We start from the raw sequence: 19,928 nt of genomic DNA, 5'->3' as shown, positions 1-19,928 counted from the left end.
GCGCGGCCGAAGGCCGCGCCATAGGCACAGCGCCATCAGAGCTGGATCGTGAACTCGTCCTCCACCGGCGGCTGGATTTCCTGGGCGAGGCAGCCGGTCGCGGCGAAGCAGCGGACGCGGAGGACGCCTGACTCGACCGAGAGGTGGAGGAAGCTCTTGAAGAAGGGCGGGGTGTCCCAGTCGGAGAGCTCCGAGAACCAGCGGTGGAAGGTGCGGCCCACGGGGAGGCGGAAGGGCATCGGCCAGCCGCCGAGCACGCGGGCCGCCCACTTCATGCGCGCCGTGATCTTCACCGGGCCCTGCGCGGGCGGCGACCCGGGCTGGCCGGCCGAAGCGACGCCGCCGTTCCGGCCCCCGTCGCGGCCCTCGCCGTCCTGGCCGTCCAGGGGGGTCTGGGGGTCTCCGTCGACCGTGGGGGCCTCGCCGGTGCCGGGGCGGCGGGGCGGGGTGTTGCCGATCTGGCGGGACATCAGGACCAGGCCCTGGTCGGGGGTGAGGTAGAGCCAGCGCATGCGCAGGCGCCGGCGGTAGAGCTTGCTGTAGAACGACAGCGAGTCGCCGCGCAGCGGGTAGCAGCGGAAGTCGTCCTCGTGGACCCCGCCCACGTCGACCCGGGGGATGGTGTGGGTGGCGTGCATGAACGCGCCTCCGCCGCCGGAGACGACGTACTGGATGACGCGCCCGCCGACGTCGACGGGATAGCGCTGGTAGTTGTGGGTGTCGCCGCCGATCGCCGCGACGTAGTTGCACGCCGGGTCCCTGACGATGTCGTCCACCGTGCCGCCGCCGTCGATGGGGCACGGGTGGTAGGTGTTGCGGTCGTAGATCGGCTTGCCGGTGATGAGGATCTTGGGACGGGGGTCGGCGCGCGACGTCTCGCGCAGCCATTCGCCCTGCTCGCGGTCGAGCGTGCCGCGGATGCCGGTGTCGATGCCCACGAGCAGCAGGCCGGGAAGCTCGATCACCCAGTACGGCGCGGGCTGCGCGGCCCGCTGCTCCGGCCGCGCGCGCAGGGCGCGGGCCGCGGCGAGCCGGGCCTCGTCGATGGGCTCCGGCTTCTTCCACAGCAGCCCGCGAAGGCCGGCGGGCGAGAGGGAGAAGCCCGCGGCCCGCGCCTCCAGGGCGGGGGCGTCGCAGAAGACGCGCATGAAGCCGCCGAGGCCGTCGTACCAGTCGTGGTTGCCGGGGATCGCGTAGATCGGCGCGGGATAGTCCTTGTAGGGGCGGAAGAACTTGTCGGGGTACTCGTTGCCCGAGCCGGTCGGGTAGATGACGTCGCTGGCGATGACCGCGAAGGACGTCTCCGCGCCGATCTTGAGCAGGCCGGGCACGACGGCGTACTGCGAGGCGTCGCCCTCGCCGGTGTCGCCGACGATCAGGAAGCTGTAGCCGTCCCCGACGGGCGGGCGGATCCGGAAGCCCGCGTCGGCGCCCTGCGCCCGGCGCGCCATGATCCAGCGGGCGCGGACCTCGTTGGACGGGTCGCCGAAGATCTGGGCGAGGATCTCGTTGCGCGAGCGCCATAACACGGCGGGCCGCAGCCAGGAGAAGCCCGTGCGGCTCGGGCGCAGGGCTTGGAACGTGCCGATCTGCGAGCAGGACCATCCGGCCCCCTCTTCGGAGACCCGCGAGGAGGCACGCCTGCCGGCTTCCGCCGCCCGTTCCACATCGACCATGTCCCTATCTTCGCCATGATCTTCCCCGCCCGCACACCGGATCGCCGAACCCGCCGGGCTTTCCGGACGGATCGGGCGAACGTCAGGGGATCAGGACGCCGGGGTTGAGGATGCCCTCCGGGTCGAGGCGCTCCTTGACCGCGCGCAGTATCTCGACGCCGATCTCGCCGATCTCGGCGGCGTAGGCGTCGCGGTGGTCCCTGCCGACGCCGTGGTGGTGGGAGATCGTGCCGCCGGCCAGGCCGATCGCCTCGCTGACCGCGCGTTTGGCGGCGGCCCACTGGGCGAGCGGGTCGGCGGCCTGCGCGGTCACGACGGTGAAGTACAGGGAGGCGCCCGTGGCGTACACGTGGGAGATGTGGCACATGACCAGCGGTCCCGCGCCACCGGGCGTGCCGAGCGCGGCGGCGAGCGTCCGGCGCACGGCGTCGTAGAGGCGGGGAACACCCGACCAGAAGCAGGCGGTCTCCACCGTCTCGACGGTCGCGCCGGCCTCCAGCAGCGCGTCGCGCAGGTAGGGGGCGCCGAACCGGCCGCGCGCCCACGCCTCGCCGGGCTCGGGGCCGAGGGGGACGCCGCCGAGGGCGGAGAGCGCGGCGGCGGCGCGCTCGCGCAGCGCGGCGACCTCGCCGGGCTCGCCCTCGTAGCCGAGGACGGCCAGGCAGCCGCCGCCGGACGGGAGGGCGCCGATCTCTTCCGGCCTGGCGAGCCCGACCATGGTCTCGGTCTCGTCCGACAGGCGCAGCACGGTCGGCGCGGGGCCCTCCTGGGCCAGGCGCCGCAGCGCGGCGGCGCCCTCGGGGAAGGAGGCGAAGCGCCAGCCCTCGTACGCCTTCTCGGACGGCGCCCGCCGCGCGCGCAGCCGCAGCGAGGTGATCACCCCGAAGGCTCCCTCGGAGCCGAGGACGAGCTGGCGCAGGTCGGGGCCCGCCGCCGACCTGGGCGCCCGCCCGAGCTCCAGCGTGCCGCGCGGGGTGGCGACGGTGAGGCCCACCACCATGTCGTCGAAGCGCCCGTACCCGGAGGACGCCTGGCCGCTGGAGCGGGCGGCGGCGAACCCGCCGAGGGTGGCGTACTCGTAGGACTGGGGGAAGTGGCCGAGGGTCAGCCCGTGCCCGGCGAGCAGCCGCTCGGCCTGGGGGCCGCGCAGGCCGGGCTCCACGTGGACGACCATGGACTCGGCGTCCACCGACAGCAGCCGGTCGAGCCGGCGCAGGTCCAGGGCGATCACCCCGGCGTACCCGTCGCGGGAGGCGACGAGGCCGCCCACCACCGAGGTGCCGCCGCCGAAGGGCACGACGGCGATCCTGTGCCGCGCGCAGACGCGCAGGATCTCGCACACCTCGGCGTGCGAGCCGGGCAGCACGACGGCGTCGGGGGCGTCGGAGCCGTCTCCGGCGCGCATCAGCAGCAGGTCGGGAGTCGACTTGCCCCGGGTGTGGCGGATCCGCGCGTCGTCGTCGGCGCGGACGTGCCCGTCGCCGACGGCCGCGCGCAGGCTCGTGAGCGCCTGCGGGGTCAGCGCCGGGGGATTCAGCCGGACCTCGCCGAACGTGGCCGCGGGCCGGGCGGGCTCGCGCACGCCGAGCAGCTCGCGCAGCAGGCCGCGCACCGGTTCCGGCAGGCCGGCGGCCTTGGCGGGGTCGCCCCAGCCGGACCAGAGCATCGGTTCGGCCGCGGTGTCGGGGATCTCCACGCCCTACACTTTGACACGCCCGGCGCGCGTCGGCCCGGCCGGGCGTCCGCCGGAAGGGGGCGAGGCCGTGACCCGTTCCCCCGCCGACTCCTCCGCCGGACACGACGATCCGCCCGAGGGCTCACCCGCCGATTCCCGCGTCGACTCCTCCGTCGCACGCGACGACCTTTCCGAGGGCTCACCCGCCGATAGCCGCGTCGGAGTCTCCGCCCCACGTGACGACCTCCCCGCCGACTCATCCGCCGCCTGCCGCGTCGGCGCCTCCGCCGGACGCGGTGACCCGCCGGCCTGCCGCCCCGCGCTCCCCGGCTCCTCGCTGAACGCCGCGCGGCGGGCGCGTGAGCTGGCCGAGGTCCGCGAGCGCGTGGTGGACCTGCTGGTGGTGGGCCTCGGCGTCACCGGGGCGGGCGTCGCGCTGGACGCGGCGGCGCGGGGGCTGTCGGTGGCCGCCGTGGACGCCCATGACCTGGCGTTCGGCACCTCCCGCTGGAGCTCCAAGCTGATCCATGGCGGCCTGCGCTACCTGGCCAGAGGGCAGGTCGGGGTGGCCTGGGAGAGCGCCGCCGAGCGCGGGGTGCTGCTGACCCGCACGGCCCCGCACCTGGTGCGCGCGCAGCCGTACCTGCTGCCGCTGACCCCGCAGGTGTCCCGCGGCGAGGCCGCGACGCTGATGGCCGGGTACCGGCTCGGCGACGTGCTGCGCGCCTGCGCCGGCACTCCTCGCTCCGCGCTGCCGGGCCCGTCCCGCGTGACGGCCGCGCGCGCCCGGGCCCTGGCGCCGGCCCTGCGCGCGCGGGGGCTGCGCGGCGGGCTGGTCTCGTTCGACGGCCGGGTGGTGGACGACGCGCGGCTGGTGGTGGCGATCGCCAGGACGGCGGCCGCGTACGGCGCGCGCGTGCTGACGCGGTGCCGCGCGCTGGCGCTGGCGGGCGACGGCGCCGAGCTGCGCGACGAGCTGACGGGCGAGACGTTCGCGGTGCGGGCCCGCCGGGTGGTGAACGCGGCGGGCGTGTGGGCGGGCACGCTGTCGCCGTCGGTGGAGCTGCGGCCGTCCCTGGGCTCGCACCTGGTGCTGCGCCCCGGCGTGCTGGGCGATCTGCGGGCGGGCCTGCACGTGCCGATCCCCGGCGAGGCGGCGCGCTTCGCGCTGGTGCTCCCCCAGCCGGACGGGCGCGTGTACGTCGGGCTGACCGACGAGCCGCTGGACGGGCCGGTGCCCGACGTCCCGGTGGCGCCGGAGGCGGACGTCGCGGCGCTGCTCGGCGTCCTGAACTCCGTCCTGGAGACGCCGATCGTCCGCGCGGACGTCGCGGGGGCCTACGCGGGCCTGAGGCCGCTGCTGGCGGGCGAAGGGCGGTCGGCCGATCTCTCGCGAAGGCACGCGGTCCTGAAGGGCTCTGACGGCGTTGTGACGATCGTGGGCGGGAAGCTCACCACCTACCGCGCGATGGCGGCCGACGCGGTGGACGCGGCGTTCCCCGCGGCGCCGCCGAGCCGCACGGCGCGCCTGCCGCTGGTGGGCGCCCGCGGCGGGGCCGGCGCGGGCGTGCCGGCCCGGCTGACCGCGCGGTACGGCGCGGAGGCGGCGGCGGTGCACTAGATCGCCCTGCGGGACCCGGCCGCGGCCGGGACGCTGCCGACCGGGGTGACGGTGGCCGAGCTCGTGTGGGCGGTGCGGCACGAGGGCGCGCTGGACGCGGGCGATCTGCTGGACCGGCGCACCCGTCTCGGGCTGGTCCCCGAGGACCGTGCGGTCGCGCTGCCGGCCGCCGAGCGCGTGCTGCGGGAGCACGCGGGCCGGGGTGGCCCGTCCCGGTGACGGCCCCTAGCCATCGCGTGATCGCCCGGCAAGCGAACCAAGGGAAATGGGAACGTGATTAATCTCACACGACCCGTCCCGGCGCACACCACGCCGAGGGGAGCCGGAACGGACGTCCGGGGACCGGGATACTGTCGCGACCGTTTAGGTTAGTCTTACCTAAGTGTTCGAAGGGGGATGCGTGACGGAGGACCGGGCTCGGGGGTGCGACCACCTGGCCGGATGCCACTCGGGCGCCGTGCCGGCGCACGCGAGCGCGACGGTCGGCGCCCGGTTCTGGCTGCTCATCGAGCACACCGGCCCCTGGGAGTCCCACCTTCCCGACTGTGACCTGCCCGAGGACGTCCACGCGCTGATCGGCCGCGCGACCGAGCTGGGGGTCCGCCCGCAGCTCATCCGCCGCCCCGGCCGCCGCACCGCGACCGCGATCCCCCGCCACGTGATGGTGGCCGATACCACGGCCCGGGTCCCGTGGGCCGCAGAGGGCCGGTTCGAGGACGTCCGAGATCTTGACCTGGGATCTCTCGTGCGCGGAGTGGTGCCCGAGTCCTGCATACTGGTGAAGGAGCCGGTGTTCCTGGTCTGCACGCATGCCAAGCGCAATGCGTGCTGTGCCCGACTCGGGCTCCCCCTGGCGCGGGTTTTGGGTGAGAGCCAGCCGGGAAGAGTGTGGGAAACCACTCATGTTGGCGGCGATCGATACGCCGCCAACCTCGTGTGCTTGCCACACGGGCTTTACTACGGCAGCATGTCTCAGGCTGCCGCGATCGCGGCGGCAAACGCGTACCGGCGCGGCGAGGTCGTCCTCGACCGTTTCCGGGGACGCGCAGGCATCCCTGAGCCATCGCAGGCCGCCGAGCATTTCGTCCGGGCACATACGGGCGAGCTGTCGGTAGGCGGAGTGGCCGTGGAATCCACCAGGTCGGACGGTGACGTCACCGAGGCGATCGTGCGCCATGGGGACGTCCGGTTCCGGGTTGTGGTCGAACGCACGGTGTTCGCGCCGTGCGGCATGGCGTGCGCCGAGACGATCATGACCTACAGGCGGGCGGCGCTGGAGCTTCTCCAGTGCGGCACGCCCGCGCTGACCTAGGGGCCCCTATAGGGGCCCGGGAACACCACGGGCTTATTCGGCGTTGGAACGAGGGACGTCATACGCGTCCAAAGCGGCACAAACACCGAATACATCTCACCTAAGGTGGTTTCTCATGTCTCAGGTACGTCGGCAGATCGCCCGCCCGCGCCCCAGCTGGGGTTGGCAGGATGATGCCGCGTGCCGGGGAGAGGACCTTGTGCTCTTCTTCGGTCCTGACGGTGAGCGTCAGCCGGAGCGCGACATCCGCGAGCGCAAGGCCAAGGCCATCTGCGCCCAGTGCCCTGTCCGCGCGGAGTGCCTCGACTACGCCCTCTCACGTCCCGAGAAGTACGGCACGTGGGGCGGGCTCAACGAGGACGAGCGCGCGTCCGAGCGTCGTCGTCGCATGCGGCGTGCCGCAAGCGCCGGCATCAGTGCTGCCTGAACCTCCACCGGCACTTTTCCGCCACGCAATGATCATGCGGCTTTTCCGCTCCTGTACGCCTCCAGGGCCGAAATTGCCGCATGATCGTGCGGGTTCCTCCCGGAGACGGGGGGCGCCCGAATTCCCCCCGACCCCGATGAAGGCGATAAATCCGTTTCACCGTCCTTGACGCAACAAGCGCAGGACGTCCGCGTCGGTCAGCTGCCCGAATCGCACGTACCACTGACCGACCGCGTGAAAGCCGGGCGGGGTGGCGAGCACGACCACCTCGTCCGCCTCGTCGCGAAGCGCCGTGACCGTCCTCGATGACCCGACCGGCACGGCGAGCACGGTTCTCCCGGGCTTGGAACGCCGGACGGCGCGCAGTGCCGCGCGTGCCGTCCCGCCGGTCGCCAGCCCGTCGTCCACGACGACCACGTCCCGCCCCGCGAGCGCGGGCAGCGGGCGGTCGCCCCGGTAGGCCCGCACCCTGCGGTCCAGCTCCTCGCGTTCACGCGCCACGATCGGCGCGAGCTCGTCCTCCTCCACGCCGAGCTGCTCCAGCAGCCCCTGGTCGAACACCGGCTCGCCGCCCTCGGCGATCGCGCCGAGGCCGAGCTCCGGCTGCAGCGGGTGGCCGATCTTCCTGGTCACCAGCACCTCCAGCGGCGCCGCGAGCCGCTCGGCCACCGGCACCGCGACCGCCACTCCCCCGCGGGGCAAGGCGAGGATCACCGGGTCGGCCAGGCCCGCGTCGGCGAGCATCTCGGCGAGCAGTGTCCCCGCCTGCTCCCGGTCGGCGAACGGGAGGGACAGGCGCCGGCTAGCGCTCATGCCCCTTTCGTACCCCTTGACCTGGGTGGCAAGCGGGGACATCCCCTCATGTCACGGCCGTGACCGGCCGCGCATGGACTTGTGGATCACCTTCCACTTGCGGGCCTGCTCGGCGCGCAGGCGCGCGTCGGTGCGGCCGGCCATCCACTGCGCCTCGCGCTGCAGCTTGCGCCAGCTCGCCAGCCGCCGCTCGGGCAGTTCCCCCGACTCCAGCGCCGCCAGCACGGCGCAGCCGGGCTCGCTCTCGTGGGCGCAGTCGTCGAACCTGCACTCCTGAGCGAGCTCCTCGATGTCGGAGAACACCAGGTCCACGCCCTGGCTCATGTCGTACAGGCCGACGCGGCGTATCCCGGGCGTGTCGATGATCAGGCCGCCGGCGGCCAGCGGGATCAGCTCGCGGTGGACGGTGGTGTGCCGCCCGCGGCCGTCGCCGGCGCGCACCTGCTGGGTCTCCATGACCTCCTCCCCCGCGAGCGCGTTGACCAGCGTCGACTTGCCCGCGCCCGAGGCGCCGAGCACGACGGCCGTCCGAGAGCCGCTCAAGTGGCTCCTGACGACCTCCAGCCCCTCGCCCAGGAGCGAGGAGACGGCGTGCAGCGGCACCCCGGGCGCCGCCGCGGCGACGTCGGCGAGCAGGTCGGCGAGGTGCTCGCCGATGAGGTCGGCCTTGGTGATCAGCACGACGGGCTGGGCGCCGCTCTCCCAGGCCAGGGCGAGCAGCCGCTCGACGCGGCCGAGGTCGGCGAAGTCGCCGCCGTGCACGGACGGCTCGGCCACGAACACCACGTCGACGTTGGCGGCCAGCACCTGGCCCTGGGAGTCGCCGGACAGCCCGCCGCGCGAGTCGCGGCGCACTCCGCCCCTGACGAAGGCCGTGCGCCTCGGCAGGAGCGACGCCAGCTCGTGGCGGCCCTCGGCGAGGAGGGTGAGCGCGGCCCAGTCGCCCACGCAGGGCAGGGCCACGGGGTCCTCGGCCGCCGCGCGCCTCAACGGCGCGGAGTAGACGGCCTGGAGGTGTCCGCCGGAGGTGATGACCTCGGCGGCGCCGCGGTCGACGCGGGCGACGCGGGCGGGGACGGCGCCGGCCGGCAGGTCGGCGGCGAAGGACTCGTTCCAGCCCAGAGAAGAAAGATCATGACCGTGAGTGGTCAACTCAGGCACCCTTCGGGAACGGGTGCCGCGGCTTCAGCGCGCGGACGGCACCCAGGAGAAATCGGACACGGGCATGACGAAGAAGACCCGCATATTCCTCACCTCCTGGTCGTCGCGGCCGCCTCTCTCCGAGACGGCGAAGCCGGGCCCACTGTATCGCGGGCCCGGCTCCTCCGGGCAACACATTTACGCCGTGGCGGGCGGCTCAGCCGAGGCCGGGCGCGGGGAACCGCGAGGTCAGCTCGCTGACCTCGCCGTGGACGCGCGCGATGACGTCCTCGGCCTCGTCGCCCTTGGCGAGCGCGGTGACGACCTCGTCCATCCAGGCGCCGATCTGGCGCATCTCGGCCTCGCCCATGCCGCGGCTGGTCACCGACGGCGTGCCGATCCGCAGCCCCGAGGGGTCGAACGGCTTGCGCGGGTCGAACGGGACCGTGTTGTAGTTCGTCTCCAGGCCCGCGCGGTCCAGGGCCTGCGCGGCCGGCTTGCCCGCCACGCCCTTGGAGGTCAGGTCGATCAGGATGAGGTGGTTGTCGGTGCCGCCCGAGACCAGCTCGAAGCCCCGCGCGGTCAGCTCCTCGGCCAGCGCCTTGGCGTTGGCGACCACCTGGTGGGCGTAGGCCTTGAAGTCGTCGCCCGACGCCTCCTTCAGCGCCACGGCGATGGCGGCCGTCGTGTGGTTGTGCGGGCCGCCCTGCAGGCCCGGGAAGACCGCCTTGTTCAGCGCCTTGGCGTGCTCCTCGTCGGAGGCCATCAGCATCGCGCCGCGCGGGCCGCGCAGCGTCTTGTGCGTGGTGGTGGAGATCACGTCGGCGTGACCCACCGGCGAGGGGTGGGCGCCGCCCGCGACGAGGCCGGCGATGTGCGCGATGTCCGCCGCCAGGATGGCACCGACCTCGCGGGCGATCTCGGCGAAGGCCGGGAAGTCGATCGTGCGGGGGATCGCGGTGCCACCGCAGAAGATCAGCTTGGGACGGTGCTCCAGGGCCAGGGAGCGCACCTCGTCCATGTCGATGCGGCCGGTGTCCCGGCGCACCCCGTAGTGCACGGGGTTGAACCACTTGCCGGTCGCCGACACCGACCAGCCGTGGGTGAGGTGGCCGCCGAACGGCAGGCCCATGCCCATCACCGTGTCGCCCGGGTTCAGGAACGCCAGGTAGATCGCCAGGTTGGCCGGCGACCCCGAGTACGGCTGGACGTTGGCGTGGTTCACCCCGAACAGCGCCTTGGCGCGCTCGATGGCCACGGCCTCGACCTGGTCGATGACCTGCTGACCCTCGTAGTAGCGCTTGCCCGCGTACCCCTCGGAGTACTTGTTGGTCAGGACCGTGCCCGTCGCCTGCAGCACGGCCCGGGAGACGTAGTTCTCCGAGGCGATCAGCTTGACGGTGTCGGCCTGGCGCCGCTCCTCCGCGCTGATCAACTCGGCGATCTCCGGGTCGACGTCGGAAAGAGAACTCATGGCCCTACCCTTCGTTGGATTGGATCCGGCGAGGACCCAGGCGCCCGGCCCCCGCCCTGTTCGCTCCCTGGTGGTGGCCCACCCACGCGCGCCGGTCACGTCGCGTTAGACGATAGCGGACTCGCCGTTTCTGCCCACCCCGCCGTCCGGCCACAGGCGGTCGAACTCGGCGTTGAGCGTCGCCCCGATGAGCACCGCGAGCGCCGTGATGTACAGCCACAGCAGGACCGCGATGGGCGCCGCCAGCGAGCCGTAGATCGACAGGGGCGTGAACCACGCGGCGAGGACCTCGCGCAGCACGGCCGCGCAGGCGATCCAGATGACCAGGGCCAGCACGGCGCCGGGCACCTCGCGCCACCATCGCGTGCGCACGGGCACGCTCACGTGGTAGAGCAGCGTCAGCACCAGGACCGAGCCGATCACCACCACCGGCCAGTACAGCACCGCCACGACGCCGCTGTACTGAGGTAACGCCCCCGACAGCAGGGTGGGGCCGATGACCAGGACCGGGATGACGATCAGCGCGATCACCAGCGCGGCCAGGTAGAGCCCGAAGGACAGGATGCGGGTGCGGATGATGCCGCGCGCCTCGCCGAGGCCGTAGGCGATGGAGATCAGGTCCACGTAGACGAACAGCGCCCGCGAGCCCGACCACAGGCTGAGCAGGAAGCCCAGCGAGATCAGCGAGACCTGGCCGCCCCTGAGGACGTCGTCGAGCAGGGGGCGCACCACCCGTTCGACCGTGTTGTCGGTGAACAGCAGATGGGACTGGTCCAGCACCCAGCCGCGCGTGTCGGCGACGGTGCCGGGGCCGAGGACGCCGCTCAGGTGGCCGAGCAGGCCGATGAGGCCGAGGACGAACGGCGGCAGCGACAGCAGCGCGAAGAACGCGGCCTCCCCCGCCAGCCCGGTCACCCGGTAGTTGAAGTTCGCGATGGTGGTCGCGCGGACGAGCGTCCAGAGCCGCGACTCCCACGCCTTGGCGCCGCGCAGGGTCGACAGGCCGGCCTCGGCGTTGCGCCGGGCCTTGGCCCTGACCAACCGCCATCGGGACACCCGCCCCGAGGAGGCGGACGACCTCGTGGGCGCGCCGGTGGACGTCATGGCACCCCAAGGTATTGGCAACGCGCTTCCACCACGACACCACCTTGTGAACGATCTCCGTCGTGGCGCCTACCCGATGAGACGCCTCCATATCCGGCGCGGTCGGCGCAACGCCCAATACTATCCGCCGCGCACCCCTGACAACCCACCTGACCTGCGGTGATGTGCGCCAGCAGTACACCGTGGGGGACAATGGGCCCGTGATATGCCGGGAATGCAAGGAGGGCAGGCACGACAGGTGCCGGGGCGGCTCGTGGTGCGACTGCCAGCACCGCCCGCCGCGCCCTCCGGACGACTCGGTCCTCTCCTGGCGACGCCAGGGCTGACCCGCCCCTTTCGCCGTCGTTTGTCCAGAGTCTGGACGAGATATTGGACATCTGACACGCGGAGGGTATGGTTTGGTACATGCCAGCGGACCCGCTTCTCGTCGTGCGACGCCACGTCGACTTCCTGCGTGTCCGCAGTGCCATCTGTAGCGACGCTTGTTGACCGCCGCCCCGCTGTCGAATTCTGCCAGCCTGGGCGCGTGACAGGCGTCTTTTTCATGCCCACCGGCCTGTAGCCATCGAGCCGGGCGGCTCGCCTGCGCGCGTCCACGCGCCCCGACGACCATCCTCGGTAAAGGACGCCGCCCTCATGACCAGCCCGCCCAGGCCCGCGAACCGCCACCACAAGCGCCCGCGAGGCGAAGGCCAGTGGGCCCTCGGCTACCGTGAGCCGCTCAACAAGAACGAGGAGAACAAGAAGAACGACGACGGCCTGAACGTCCGCCAGAGGATCATCGACGTCTACTCCAAGCTGGGGTTCGACTCGATCGACCCCGCGGACCTTCGCGGCCGGTTCCGCTGGTTCGGCCTCTACACCCAGCGCAAGCCGGGCATCGACGGCGGCAAGACCGCCGTCCTCGAGCCGGAGGAGCTGGACGACCGCTACTTCATGCTGCGCGTCCGCATCGACGGCGGGCAGCTCGACCTGCGGCAGCTCCGCACGATCGCCGACATCGCCAACACCTACGCCCGGGGCACGGCCGACGTCACCGACCGGCAGAACATCCAGCTCCACTGGATCGACATCGAGTCGGTCCCCGCCATCTGGGAGGCGCTGGAGGCCGTCGGGCTGTCGACCACCGAGGCGTGCGGCGACACCCCGCGCGTCATGATCGGCTGCCCGCTGGCCGGCATCGACGCCGACGAGGTGATCGACGCGAGCGGCCCGCTCGCCGATACGGTCGCGCGCTACATCGGCGACCCGCTGTTCTCCAACCTGCCGCGGAAGTTCAAGTCGGCGATGAGCGGCTGCCCGGCGCACTGCACCGTGCACGAGATCAACGACGTGGCGTTCGTCGGGGTCGTGAACGAGCAGGGCGAGCGGGGCTTCGACATCTGGGTGGGCGGCGGCCTGTCCACCAACCCGATGCTGGCCAAGCGGCTCGGCGCGTTCGTGCGCCCCGAGCAGGTCCACGAGGTCTGGGCCGGGATCGCGGGCATCTTCCGCGACTACGGCTACCGCAGGCTGCGGCACAGGGCCCGCATCAAGTTCCTGGTCAACGACTGGGGCGCCGAGCGGTTCCGCGAGATCCTGGAGAAGGAGTACCTCGGGTACACCCTCGCCGACGGGCCGGCGCCCGAGCTTCCGCGCGACGGCCGCCGCGACCACGTGGGCGTGCACCGGCAGAAGGACGGCAACTACTACGTCGGGTTCGCGCCCCGGGTCGGGCGGCTGGACGGCGACAAGCTGCACCTCATCGCCGACCTGGCCGAGCGGTACGGCTCGGACCGCGTCCGCACCACCGTCGAGCAGAAGATGGTGATCCTGGACGTCGAGCAGTCCAAGGTCGAGGGCCTGGTCGCCGAACTGGAGGCCGCGGACCTGCAGGTCAACCCCAGCACGTTCCGCCGCCAGACGATGGCCTGCACGGGCATCGAGTACTGCAAGCTGGCGATCGTCGAGACCAAGGGGCTCGCCTCCGACCTCATCGACGAGCTGGAGCGCCGCCTGCCGGACTTCACCGACCCCCTGACCATCAACGTCAACGGATGCCCCAACTCCTGCGCCCGCATCCAGACCGCCGACATCGGGCTGAAGGGCCAGCTCGTCACCGACGGCTCCGGCGAGCAGGTCGAGGGCTTCCAGATCCACCTCGGCGGCTCGCTCGGCGTGAACCCCGGCTTCGGCCGCAAGGTCCGCGGGCTCAAGGCCACCGCCGCCGAGCTTCCCGACTACATCGAGCGGGTCCTGAAGAACTTCCAGAGCCAGAAGAACGACGGGGAGACCTTCGCCGACTGGGTGCAGCGCGCCGAGGAGGCGGATCTCAAATGAGCCCCCGCCCGGCGCCGCGGCGGCACGGGGCGCGCGCATGAGCGAGCGCGCGGTCCCGTTCCACTGCCCGTACTGCGGCGAAGAGGACCTCGAACCCTACGAGGGCGACGGCGGCTGGTACTGCCGGTCGTGCGCCCGCGCCTTCAAGCTGAAATTTCTCGGCATCGGCGTGCGCTCATGACAGGCGGCCGGCCCCGGGCCCCCCTGAGCCCGGCGGCGCCCCGCATGGACTTCACGGACTTGACGAACGAGGAGCAGCGACTCATGACACTGGTGGAGATCGAGAACGGGCTTGAACGCCAGCGCGGCGTCCTGGACCTGCGCGGCATCGTGGACTCCGCCGCCGAGTTCCTCGAGGACGCCCCCGCGCGCGAGATCATCCGCTGGGCGGCGGCCACGTTCGGCGACCGCCTCTGCCTGACCTCCTCGATGAGCGACGCCCTGCTCATCGACCTGGTCAGCCGGGTCAAGCCCGGCGTCGACGTGTTGTTCATCGACACCGGCTACCACTTCGCCGAGACCATCGGCACCCGCGACGCCGTGCAGCAGGTCTACGACGTCAACGTGATCAACGTCAAGCCGTCCAGGACCGTCGAGGAGCAGGACCGCGAGCTCGGCCCGCGCCTGCACGGCCGCAACCCCGACCTGTGCTGCTTCCTGCGCAAGGTGGAGCCGCTGAACCGGGCGCTGGAGCCCTACCTGGCGTGGATCTCCGGCATCCGCCGCGACGAGTCGCCGACGCGGGCGAACACCCGGGTCGTGGAGTGGGACGCCAAGCGCCAGATGGTCAAGGTGAACCCCATCGCCCGCTGGACCCAGGACGACGTGGACAACTACATGGCCGACAACGGGGTCCTCGTGAACCCGCTGCACTACGACGACTACCCATCGATCGGCTGCGCCCCCTGCACCCGCCGCGTCGCCCCCGGCGAGGACCCGCGCAGCGGCCGGTGGGCGGGCCTGGGCAAGACGGAATGCGGTATCCACCTCTGAGCCCGGACCAGGCCGGGACCGGGCGAAGGCGGTCGTACGGTATCGGAGGCGCCCTGATTCAGGGGGCGCCGCCGGCACCGCTCCCCGCGCCGCTTCCCGCGTCATCCCGCGCGCCGCTCCCCGTGGCTCCTTCCGTATCCGCGCCGCTTCCCGGGCCGCCGGCCTCCGCGCCGCCGCCCGGGCCGTCCCCGGTCTCCGCGCCGCCGCTGGTGGCGGTGGCGCACGGTTCCCGCGACCCGCGCGCCTCGGCGACGGTGGAGGCCCTGCTGGAGGACGTGCGGCGCGCGCGGCCCGGCCTCGCGGTCCTCGGCGCGTACCTGGACCATTCGCGGCCGTCGCTCGGCGAGGCCCTGGCCGGGCTGGGCGAGGCCGTGGTGCTGCCGCTGCTGCTCACCGAGGCCTACCACAGCCGCGTCGACATCCCTGCCGCCCTGCGCGAGGAACGTGCCCGCCGCGCCTGGGCCCGCCACGCCGCGCCGCACCACCCGGCCGGCCACTCCCCCGAGCCCTCGTCCGGCCTCGCGGAGTCCCGCGTGGCCCTTCACGTCCAGGACGGTCCTCTGCCGCTCCCCGTCCCGGACGCCCCTCCGCCGTTCCGCGTCCACCAAGGGGCGGCGCTCGGACCGCATCCCCTCCTCGTCACGGCCCTGGAGCGCAGGCTCGCCGAGGCGGGCGTGGAGCCCGGCGATCCCGGCACCGCCGTGGTCCTGGTCTCCGCGGGGTCCAGCGACGCCCGGGCGAACGCGGTGATCGCCCGCATGGCCCGCGACTGGGCGCGTACCCGCGGCTGGCACTCGGTCACCCCCGCCTACGCCTCCGCGGCCTCCCCGTCCCCGGAGGAGGCCGTGCTGCGCGCCCTGGCCGGACCGCACGGCCGCGCCGGACGCCCCGCGCGCGTCGTCGTGGCCCCGTATCTGCTGGCCCCGGGGTACTTCGCCGACAAGGTGCGCCGCACCACCCTGGACGCGGGCGCCCACACCGTGGCGGCTCCGCTCGGCCCGGCCCCCGAGGTGGTCGCCGTCCTGCTGGAACGTCACGCGCAGGCCGTGGCGGCCTTCCGTGCGGGCGCCCCGGCCCCGGCCCCGGCCTGATCCGCCCGGATCCCGGCCACCGGCTGATCCGTCCCTGCCCCCGCCACCGGCCGATCCGTCCCGCCCGGCGGGAGGGCGGGCCCTGCTCGCCGCGCTGCTGGACGGGGTCACGAACGACCGCGGACGCGCGGGCCGGGCGCGGCGGGTCAGCCGTCGGTGGGGAACTCGCTGGGCGGGGCCTCCGTGGGCACGTTGGACGCCTCGCCTTTGAGGGTGACGCGGGTGGGGTGGGCGCCGACGTTGTGATGGATGACGAGGGTGGCCTGGACGGCGGCGCCGTCGGACGGGGGCGTGAACGTCACGCCGAACGAGCAGACCACCCCGGGCGCGAGGTTCTTACGCTCGCACCCGCCGTCCTTGCTGAAGTGCGCCCTGCCCTCGCCCGTGACCTCCATGTAGGTGACCTTCAGCGTGGCGTCCCCCACGCTCTCGATGCGCACGTCGCTGTCGCAACCGCCCTCGGCGGTGCAGGTGATCTCGGTCGGGGTGATCTCGACGCCCGCCGCGCCGCCGGGCACCTTGATGATCTGCTTGCCCCCGCTGCCACCGCTGGGACGGTCCTGCGCGGTGGCCTTGTCCGGGCCGCAAATGAAATCCGGGCAAATTGGTGCGTCTGATGTGATGAGCGCCGCGATGATGGCCGCCCCCGCCCCGATGAGCGCGACCGCGATGCCCGCTCCCTTGCCAGACACCAGGTCCTCCAATTCCGATCGTGGGACAGCGAATGAACGCCCGGCGATACCGGCCGGGACCCTGGCCCCCGGATGGCCCGGGCCGGGATCGGCCCATGTGGCCGCACCCGCGACCACCTGGACCGGTGCATACCGAACAGGTGAGGCTCCGCGCTTCCGTACAGGGACGGGTAAGGCGGCTCACCCGAAATCCGGGCACGCCCCATGCGGGTTCACCGGAATGGGACTTCGCGATGAGCCGGGACGTGCGCTGATACGGAGAACGAGATCTGTGGATACGGGTCAAGGATAAACATTCCCGCTTGCAATTCACCTACATTTTTCCGTCACACCAGGCCCCATCCTGAACCGGCGCCGTCTCCTTCACCCCCTGCTTGGGCACAGAGTTCAGGAACGCTGGCGGCGGGCTCGCGCCGGGGAGGAGGGGCGGCCGTCAGCCGCCATGCGGTGCGTCTTCGCAGAACGCCTTCAGCCCGCGCGCTTCGGTCTCGATGTACCGGCGGGTGAGGCGGTCGGTGAGGAAGCGGACCATGCCCGCCGCGGGGCCGGAGTGGTCGATGCCGAGGGTGAGAACCGTCGCGCCGTCCGGGGCGGCCGTCAGGGTGTGCGCACCGGCCGTGGTCACACCCGGTGAGCGCCGGGTCCAGACGAAGGAGCTCTCCGGTTCCAGCTCGCTCACCTCCCACGTGGCGGTGCCCAGGCGGGGCTGGGTGAGGCGGGCGCGGTGCCCGATCCGGATCGGGCCCGGGTCGAGCCAGGTGGCGGCGGTGACCGTGCTGGTCCAGGCGGGCCAGCGGTCGATGTCGCACAGGGCCTTCCAGACCGTCGCGGCCGGGGCCGCGATGGTGATCGACGTTCGCATGGAGGTCTCCGTTCCGGATGCGAGGGCCGGTTGTACCAATCGGTACATGTACCATATGGAACATGGCGCGTACCGCGGGGGGACCCGGTCCGGCGAAGCGGGCACTGCTGGAACGCTGCGTCCGGCACCTCCAGGAGGTGGGGTTCAGCGACCTCAGCATGCGCGAGCTGGCCGCGGCCGTAGGAACCAGCCACCGCATGCTGCTGTACCACTTCGGGTCACGAAACGGCCTCCTGGTGGAGATCGTGAACCTCATCGAGGCGCACCAGCGCGCCGTCCTCGCGGAACTCGAGGCGGAGACCGATGATCTCGCCGAGCTCTCGCGGGCGTTCTGGAAGCGCGTCAGCGACCCCGCGCTCGCGCCGGCCGAGCGGCTGTTCTTCGAGATCTACGCGCACGCGCTGAACGGCCGCCCCTGGGCCGCCTCCTTCCGCGAGTCGGTCATCACGGCCTGGACCGATCCCGTCGCCCAGATGCTCGCCGGGCGCGGGGTCCCCCCGCGCGAAGCCGCCCGGCGGGCCAGGCTCTCCCTCGCCGTCGGCCGCGGACTGCTTCTGGACCTCCTCGCGACCGGCGATCAGGCGGCGGTCGACGACGCCGCCGACCTGTTCACCGAGTTGATCACCAGGGAAGGCGGGCAGACGGCCGGCGGCGGTCGCTGACACCACGACCCGGCCACCCCGGAACGGCGCGACCTACCGCGCCTTCTGGACCTTCGATGATCTCCCGATTCCCGGGCTCCCCCGGCCACGAGGGTCCGTCCGGCCACGCCCCAGGGCCTCGACCTGACGCCGCCTGCGCGACCACCAGGAATTGGGCTTGAAAAGTGATATCACTTTGCTATGGTTGTGCCATGACACAGCAGACCCCCGGGACGGTGGCGGACGTGAACGAGATCGAAGAAGTGGCCGTGGAGATGCCGGCGGCGCGGGTCAGGGAGCGGCGGCCGTTCGACCTCAACGGCTGGCCCATGCTGGGGCTCGGCCTGCTCATGCTGGCCGGCGGCGTGGCGGTCATCGTCCAGGGCTCTGAGGGCGACGGCAGCCCCGCGCTGCTCGTCACCGGTGTCGCGCTCGTGATCCTCGCGGCCCTGGTGCTCGGCAGCCTCATGGCGGTGGCCCCCGGCGAGGCCAGGGTCGTGCAGCTCCTCGGCCGCTACCTCGGCACCGTCCGCACCGACGGCCTGCGGTGGGTGATCCCCTTCACCCAGAAGCGCAAGATCTCCACCCGGATCCGCAACCACGAGACCGACGTCGCCAAGGTCAACGACCTGGACGGAAACCCCATCGAGATGGCCGCCGTCGTGGTGTGGCAGGTGGAGGACACCGCCAAGGCGACGTTCGAGGTGGATGATTTCGTGGAGTTCGTCGCGATCCAGACGGAGACCGCCGTCCGGCACATCGCGGGCAACTACCCCTACGACGCCCACGACGACACCCAGCTCTCGCTGCGCGACAACGCCGACGAGATCACCGCCAAGCTGTCGGCCGAGATCTCCGCCCGCGTCTCCTCCGCCGGCGTCCGGGTCATCGAGTCCCGCATCACCCGTCTGTCCTACGCGCCGGAGATCGCCCAGGCCATGCTGCGCCGCCAGCAGGCCGGCGCGGTGGTCGCCGCGCGGCAGCGCATCGTGGAGGGCGCGGTCGGCATGGTCGAGGCGGCGCTGCAGCGGCTCGACGCGGCCGACGTGGTGGACCTCGACGACGAGCGCAAGGCGACGATGGTGAGCAACCTGCTGGTCGTCCTGTGCGGGGACAAGGACGTCCAGCCGGTCGTCAACACCGGCTCGCTGTACCAGTGAGCGAACGCAAGAAGATCCTCCTGCGGCTCGACCCCGCCGTCTACGACGCCATAGTCAAGTGGGCGGGGGACGAGCTGCGCAGCGCCAACGCGCAGATCGAGTTCCTGCTCCGCAAGGCGCTGGGAGGGGCGGGCAGACTCCCGGCCGACGCCAAGGGCATGCCGAGGCGCGGCCGGCCCCGCAAGACCCCGGCCGCGGACGGCGCGGCGGGGGGCGACGAAGTGACCGACGTCGTGGACGTCACCGAGGACGCCGGCACGGCCGGCGATGACGAGGAGAAGTGATGGTGGACGTGCCCGGCACCCTGCCCGAGCGGCTCTACCTACTCGCCTACGACACGCGCAGGAAGCGCGTGACCGCGCGGTCCAACCTCGGCCTCATGATGCGCGCGGGCATCCTGGCCGAGCTGCTGCTGCGCGGCGATCTCGCCGACGCCACCGGCGGCCCGGTCGCCAAGAGGCCCGCGGTGGCCGATCCCCTGCTGGACGGGGCGCTCCAGCAGATCGCGGCCTCCCGGCGGCGCACCTGGCAGCACTGGGTGAGCAAGGGTTCCGGGGCCGCCGTGCGCCAGGTGCGCGACCGCCTGGAGGAGGGCGGCTGGATCCGCGTGGAGCACCGCCGCCTGCTCGGGCTCATCCCCATGGCCGACGTGACCGTCCGGGACAGCCGGGTGCCGAGGCAGCTCGCGGCGACGGTGTCGGCGGCCGTGCGCGGCGCCCGTCCGCTCTCGCGGCTGGAGCCCCGGGACGCGGCGCTGGCGGCCCTGGCCGCGACGGTGCGGCTGAAGACGGTGCTGCCGAGGGCGGAGTGGCGTGCGGGGCGGGGGCGCAGCGAGGAACTGGCCCAGGTGGTCGCGCCCGTGCCGTGGGCCCTGAACAAGGCGATCCAGGCGGCCGCCGCCGCCGCTGCCGCGGCGTGAGGCGCCGGC

18 protein-coding genes and 1 pseudogene are annotated in these 19,928 nt (G+C 72.8%); 11 read left to right on the top strand and 8 right to left on the bottom strand.

The features are described 5' to 3' along the window. Positions 1–35: 35 nt before the first annotated feature. A complete protein-coding gene (locus BJ981_RS30870; protein ID WP_239139269.1) occupies positions 36–1,676 on the bottom strand; it encodes a metallophosphoesterase family protein in 1,641 nt (546 codons plus the stop codon). Between the two features lie 82 nt (positions 1,677–1,758). Continuing rightward, positions 1,759–3,342, bottom strand: coding sequence for an FAD-binding oxidoreductase (locus BJ981_RS30865; RefSeq protein WP_184617682.1), 1,584 nt, complete (start codon positions 3,340–3,342; stop codon positions 1,759–1,761). Between the two features lie 346 nt (positions 3,343–3,688). On the opposite strand from BJ981_RS30865, the pseudogene BJ981_RS30860 reads away from it, so the two are divergent. The 3 genes and pseudogenes from BJ981_RS30860 (at position 3,689) to BJ981_RS30850 (ending at position 6,711) form a co-directional block, all read left to right on the top strand. Further along, a pseudogene (locus BJ981_RS30860) lies at positions 3,689–5,191 on the top strand (glycerol-3-phosphate dehydrogenase/oxidase). 181 nt (positions 5,192–5,372) lie between these two features. Beyond that, the gene (locus tag BJ981_RS30855) at positions 5,373–6,284 is read left to right on the top strand and encodes a sucrase ferredoxin (protein ID WP_184616923.1); all 912 of its coding nucleotides are present in this window, start codon (positions 5,373–5,375) and stop codon (positions 6,282–6,284) included. 115 nt (positions 6,285–6,399) lie between these two features. Then, positions 6,400–6,711: a WhiB family transcriptional regulator gene (locus BJ981_RS30850; RefSeq protein ID WP_093171423.1), complete on the top strand. Its 312-nt coding sequence runs from the start codon at positions 6,400–6,402 to the stop codon at positions 6,709–6,711. Positions 6,712–6,867: 156 nt separating this feature from the next. Here BJ981_RS30850 and BJ981_RS30845 read toward each other — a convergent pair whose 3' ends face one another. The 4 genes from BJ981_RS30845 to BJ981_RS30830 form a co-directional block, all read right to left on the bottom strand. Next, the gene (locus BJ981_RS30845; protein ID WP_184616922.1) at positions 6,868–7,524 is read right to left on the bottom strand and encodes a phosphoribosyltransferase; all 657 of its coding nucleotides are present in this window, start codon (positions 7,522–7,524) and stop codon (positions 6,868–6,870) included. 51 nt (positions 7,525–7,575) lie between these two features. Next, positions 7,576–8,685 (bottom strand): ribosome small subunit-dependent GTPase A, encoded by a 1,110-nt coding sequence (gene rsgA / locus BJ981_RS30840; RefSeq protein ID WP_184616921.1) that lies wholly within the window; start codon positions 8,683–8,685, stop codon positions 7,576–7,578. A gap of 196 nt (positions 8,686–8,881) precedes the next feature. Beyond that, positions 8,882–10,138, bottom strand: a complete 1,257-nt coding sequence (glyA, locus tag BJ981_RS30835; protein WP_184616920.1) for a serine hydroxymethyltransferase — start codon at positions 10,136–10,138, stop codon at positions 8,882–8,884. Between the two features lie 105 nt (positions 10,139–10,243). Then, a complete protein-coding gene (locus BJ981_RS30830; RefSeq protein ID WP_184616919.1) occupies positions 10,244–11,242 on the bottom strand; it encodes a YihY/virulence factor BrkB family protein in 999 nt (332 codons plus the stop codon). Between the two features lie 636 nt (positions 11,243–11,878). Between BJ981_RS30830 and BJ981_RS30825 the strand changes: the two genes are divergently transcribed. The 4 genes from BJ981_RS30825 to BJ981_RS30810 all read left to right on the top strand — a co-directional run bounded on the left by BJ981_RS30825 (position 11,879) and on the right by BJ981_RS30810 (position 15,645). After that, positions 11,879–13,561 (top strand): nitrite/sulfite reductase, encoded by a 1,683-nt coding sequence (locus BJ981_RS30825; protein ID WP_184616918.1) that lies wholly within the window; start codon positions 11,879–11,881, stop codon positions 13,559–13,561. Between the two features lie 37 nt (positions 13,562–13,598). Continuing rightward, a complete protein-coding gene (locus tag BJ981_RS30820; protein WP_184616917.1) occupies positions 13,599–13,742 on the top strand; it encodes an Insertion element protein in 144 nt (47 codons plus the stop codon). A gap of 83 nt (positions 13,743–13,825) precedes the next feature. Beyond that, positions 13,826–14,554 (top strand): phosphoadenylyl-sulfate reductase, encoded by a 729-nt coding sequence (locus tag BJ981_RS30815; RefSeq protein WP_184616916.1) that lies wholly within the window; start codon positions 13,826–13,828, stop codon positions 14,552–14,554. A gap of 209 nt (positions 14,555–14,763) precedes the next feature. Beyond that, positions 14,764–15,645 (top strand): sirohydrochlorin chelatase, encoded by an 882-nt coding sequence (locus tag BJ981_RS30810; RefSeq protein WP_239139293.1) that lies wholly within the window; start codon positions 14,764–14,766, stop codon positions 15,643–15,645. A 146-nt stretch (positions 15,646–15,791) separates the two neighbouring features. Here the strand turns inward: BJ981_RS30810 and BJ981_RS30805 are convergent, their stop codons facing one another. Continuing rightward, complete coding sequence (locus BJ981_RS30805) at positions 15,792–16,337, bottom strand: hypothetical protein (protein ID WP_184616914.1); 546 nt, start codon at positions 16,335–16,337, stop codon at positions 15,792–15,794. A gap of 433 nt (positions 16,338–16,770) precedes the next feature. After that, positions 16,771–17,199 (bottom strand): SRPBCC family protein, encoded by a 429-nt coding sequence (locus tag BJ981_RS30800; RefSeq protein WP_184616913.1) that lies wholly within the window; start codon positions 17,197–17,199, stop codon positions 16,771–16,773. Positions 17,200–17,261: 62 nt separating this feature from the next. On the opposite strand from BJ981_RS30800, the gene BJ981_RS30795 reads away from it, so the two are divergent. The 4 genes from BJ981_RS30795 to BJ981_RS30780 all read left to right on the top strand — a co-directional run bounded on the left by BJ981_RS30795 (position 17,262) and on the right by BJ981_RS30780 (position 19,919). Further along, the gene (locus tag BJ981_RS30795; RefSeq protein WP_184616912.1) at positions 17,262–17,861 is read left to right on the top strand and encodes a TetR/AcrR family transcriptional regulator; all 600 of its coding nucleotides are present in this window, start codon (positions 17,262–17,264) and stop codon (positions 17,859–17,861) included. Positions 17,862–18,052: 191 nt separating this feature from the next. After that, a complete protein-coding gene (locus BJ981_RS30790; protein WP_184616911.1) occupies positions 18,053–19,000 on the top strand; it encodes an SPFH domain-containing protein in 948 nt (315 codons plus the stop codon). Further along, positions 18,997–19,284 (top strand): type II toxin-antitoxin system antitoxin, encoded by a 288-nt coding sequence (locus BJ981_RS37590; protein ID WP_204070287.1) that lies wholly within the window; start codon positions 18,997–18,999, stop codon positions 19,282–19,284. The genes BJ981_RS30790 and BJ981_RS37590 overlap by 4 nt, the downstream gene beginning before the upstream one ends. Further along, positions 19,284–19,919: a GOLPH3/VPS74 family protein gene (locus BJ981_RS30780; RefSeq protein ID WP_184616910.1), complete on the top strand. Its 636-nt coding sequence runs from the start codon at positions 19,284–19,286 to the stop codon at positions 19,917–19,919. Before BJ981_RS37590 ends, BJ981_RS30780 begins: the two co-directional genes overlap by 1 nt. Positions 19,920–19,928: the final 9 nt, after the last annotated feature.

Origin of the sequence: Sphaerisporangium krabiense, assembly GCF_014200435.1 — a bacterium.
In the GTDB taxonomy this organism is placed as follows: domain Bacteria; phylum Actinomycetota; class Actinomycetes; order Streptosporangiales; family Streptosporangiaceae; genus Sphaerisporangium; species Sphaerisporangium krabiense.
Note: the sequence above shows the minus strand (reverse complement) of the source record. Positions and strands in the feature narration are given on the sequence as shown.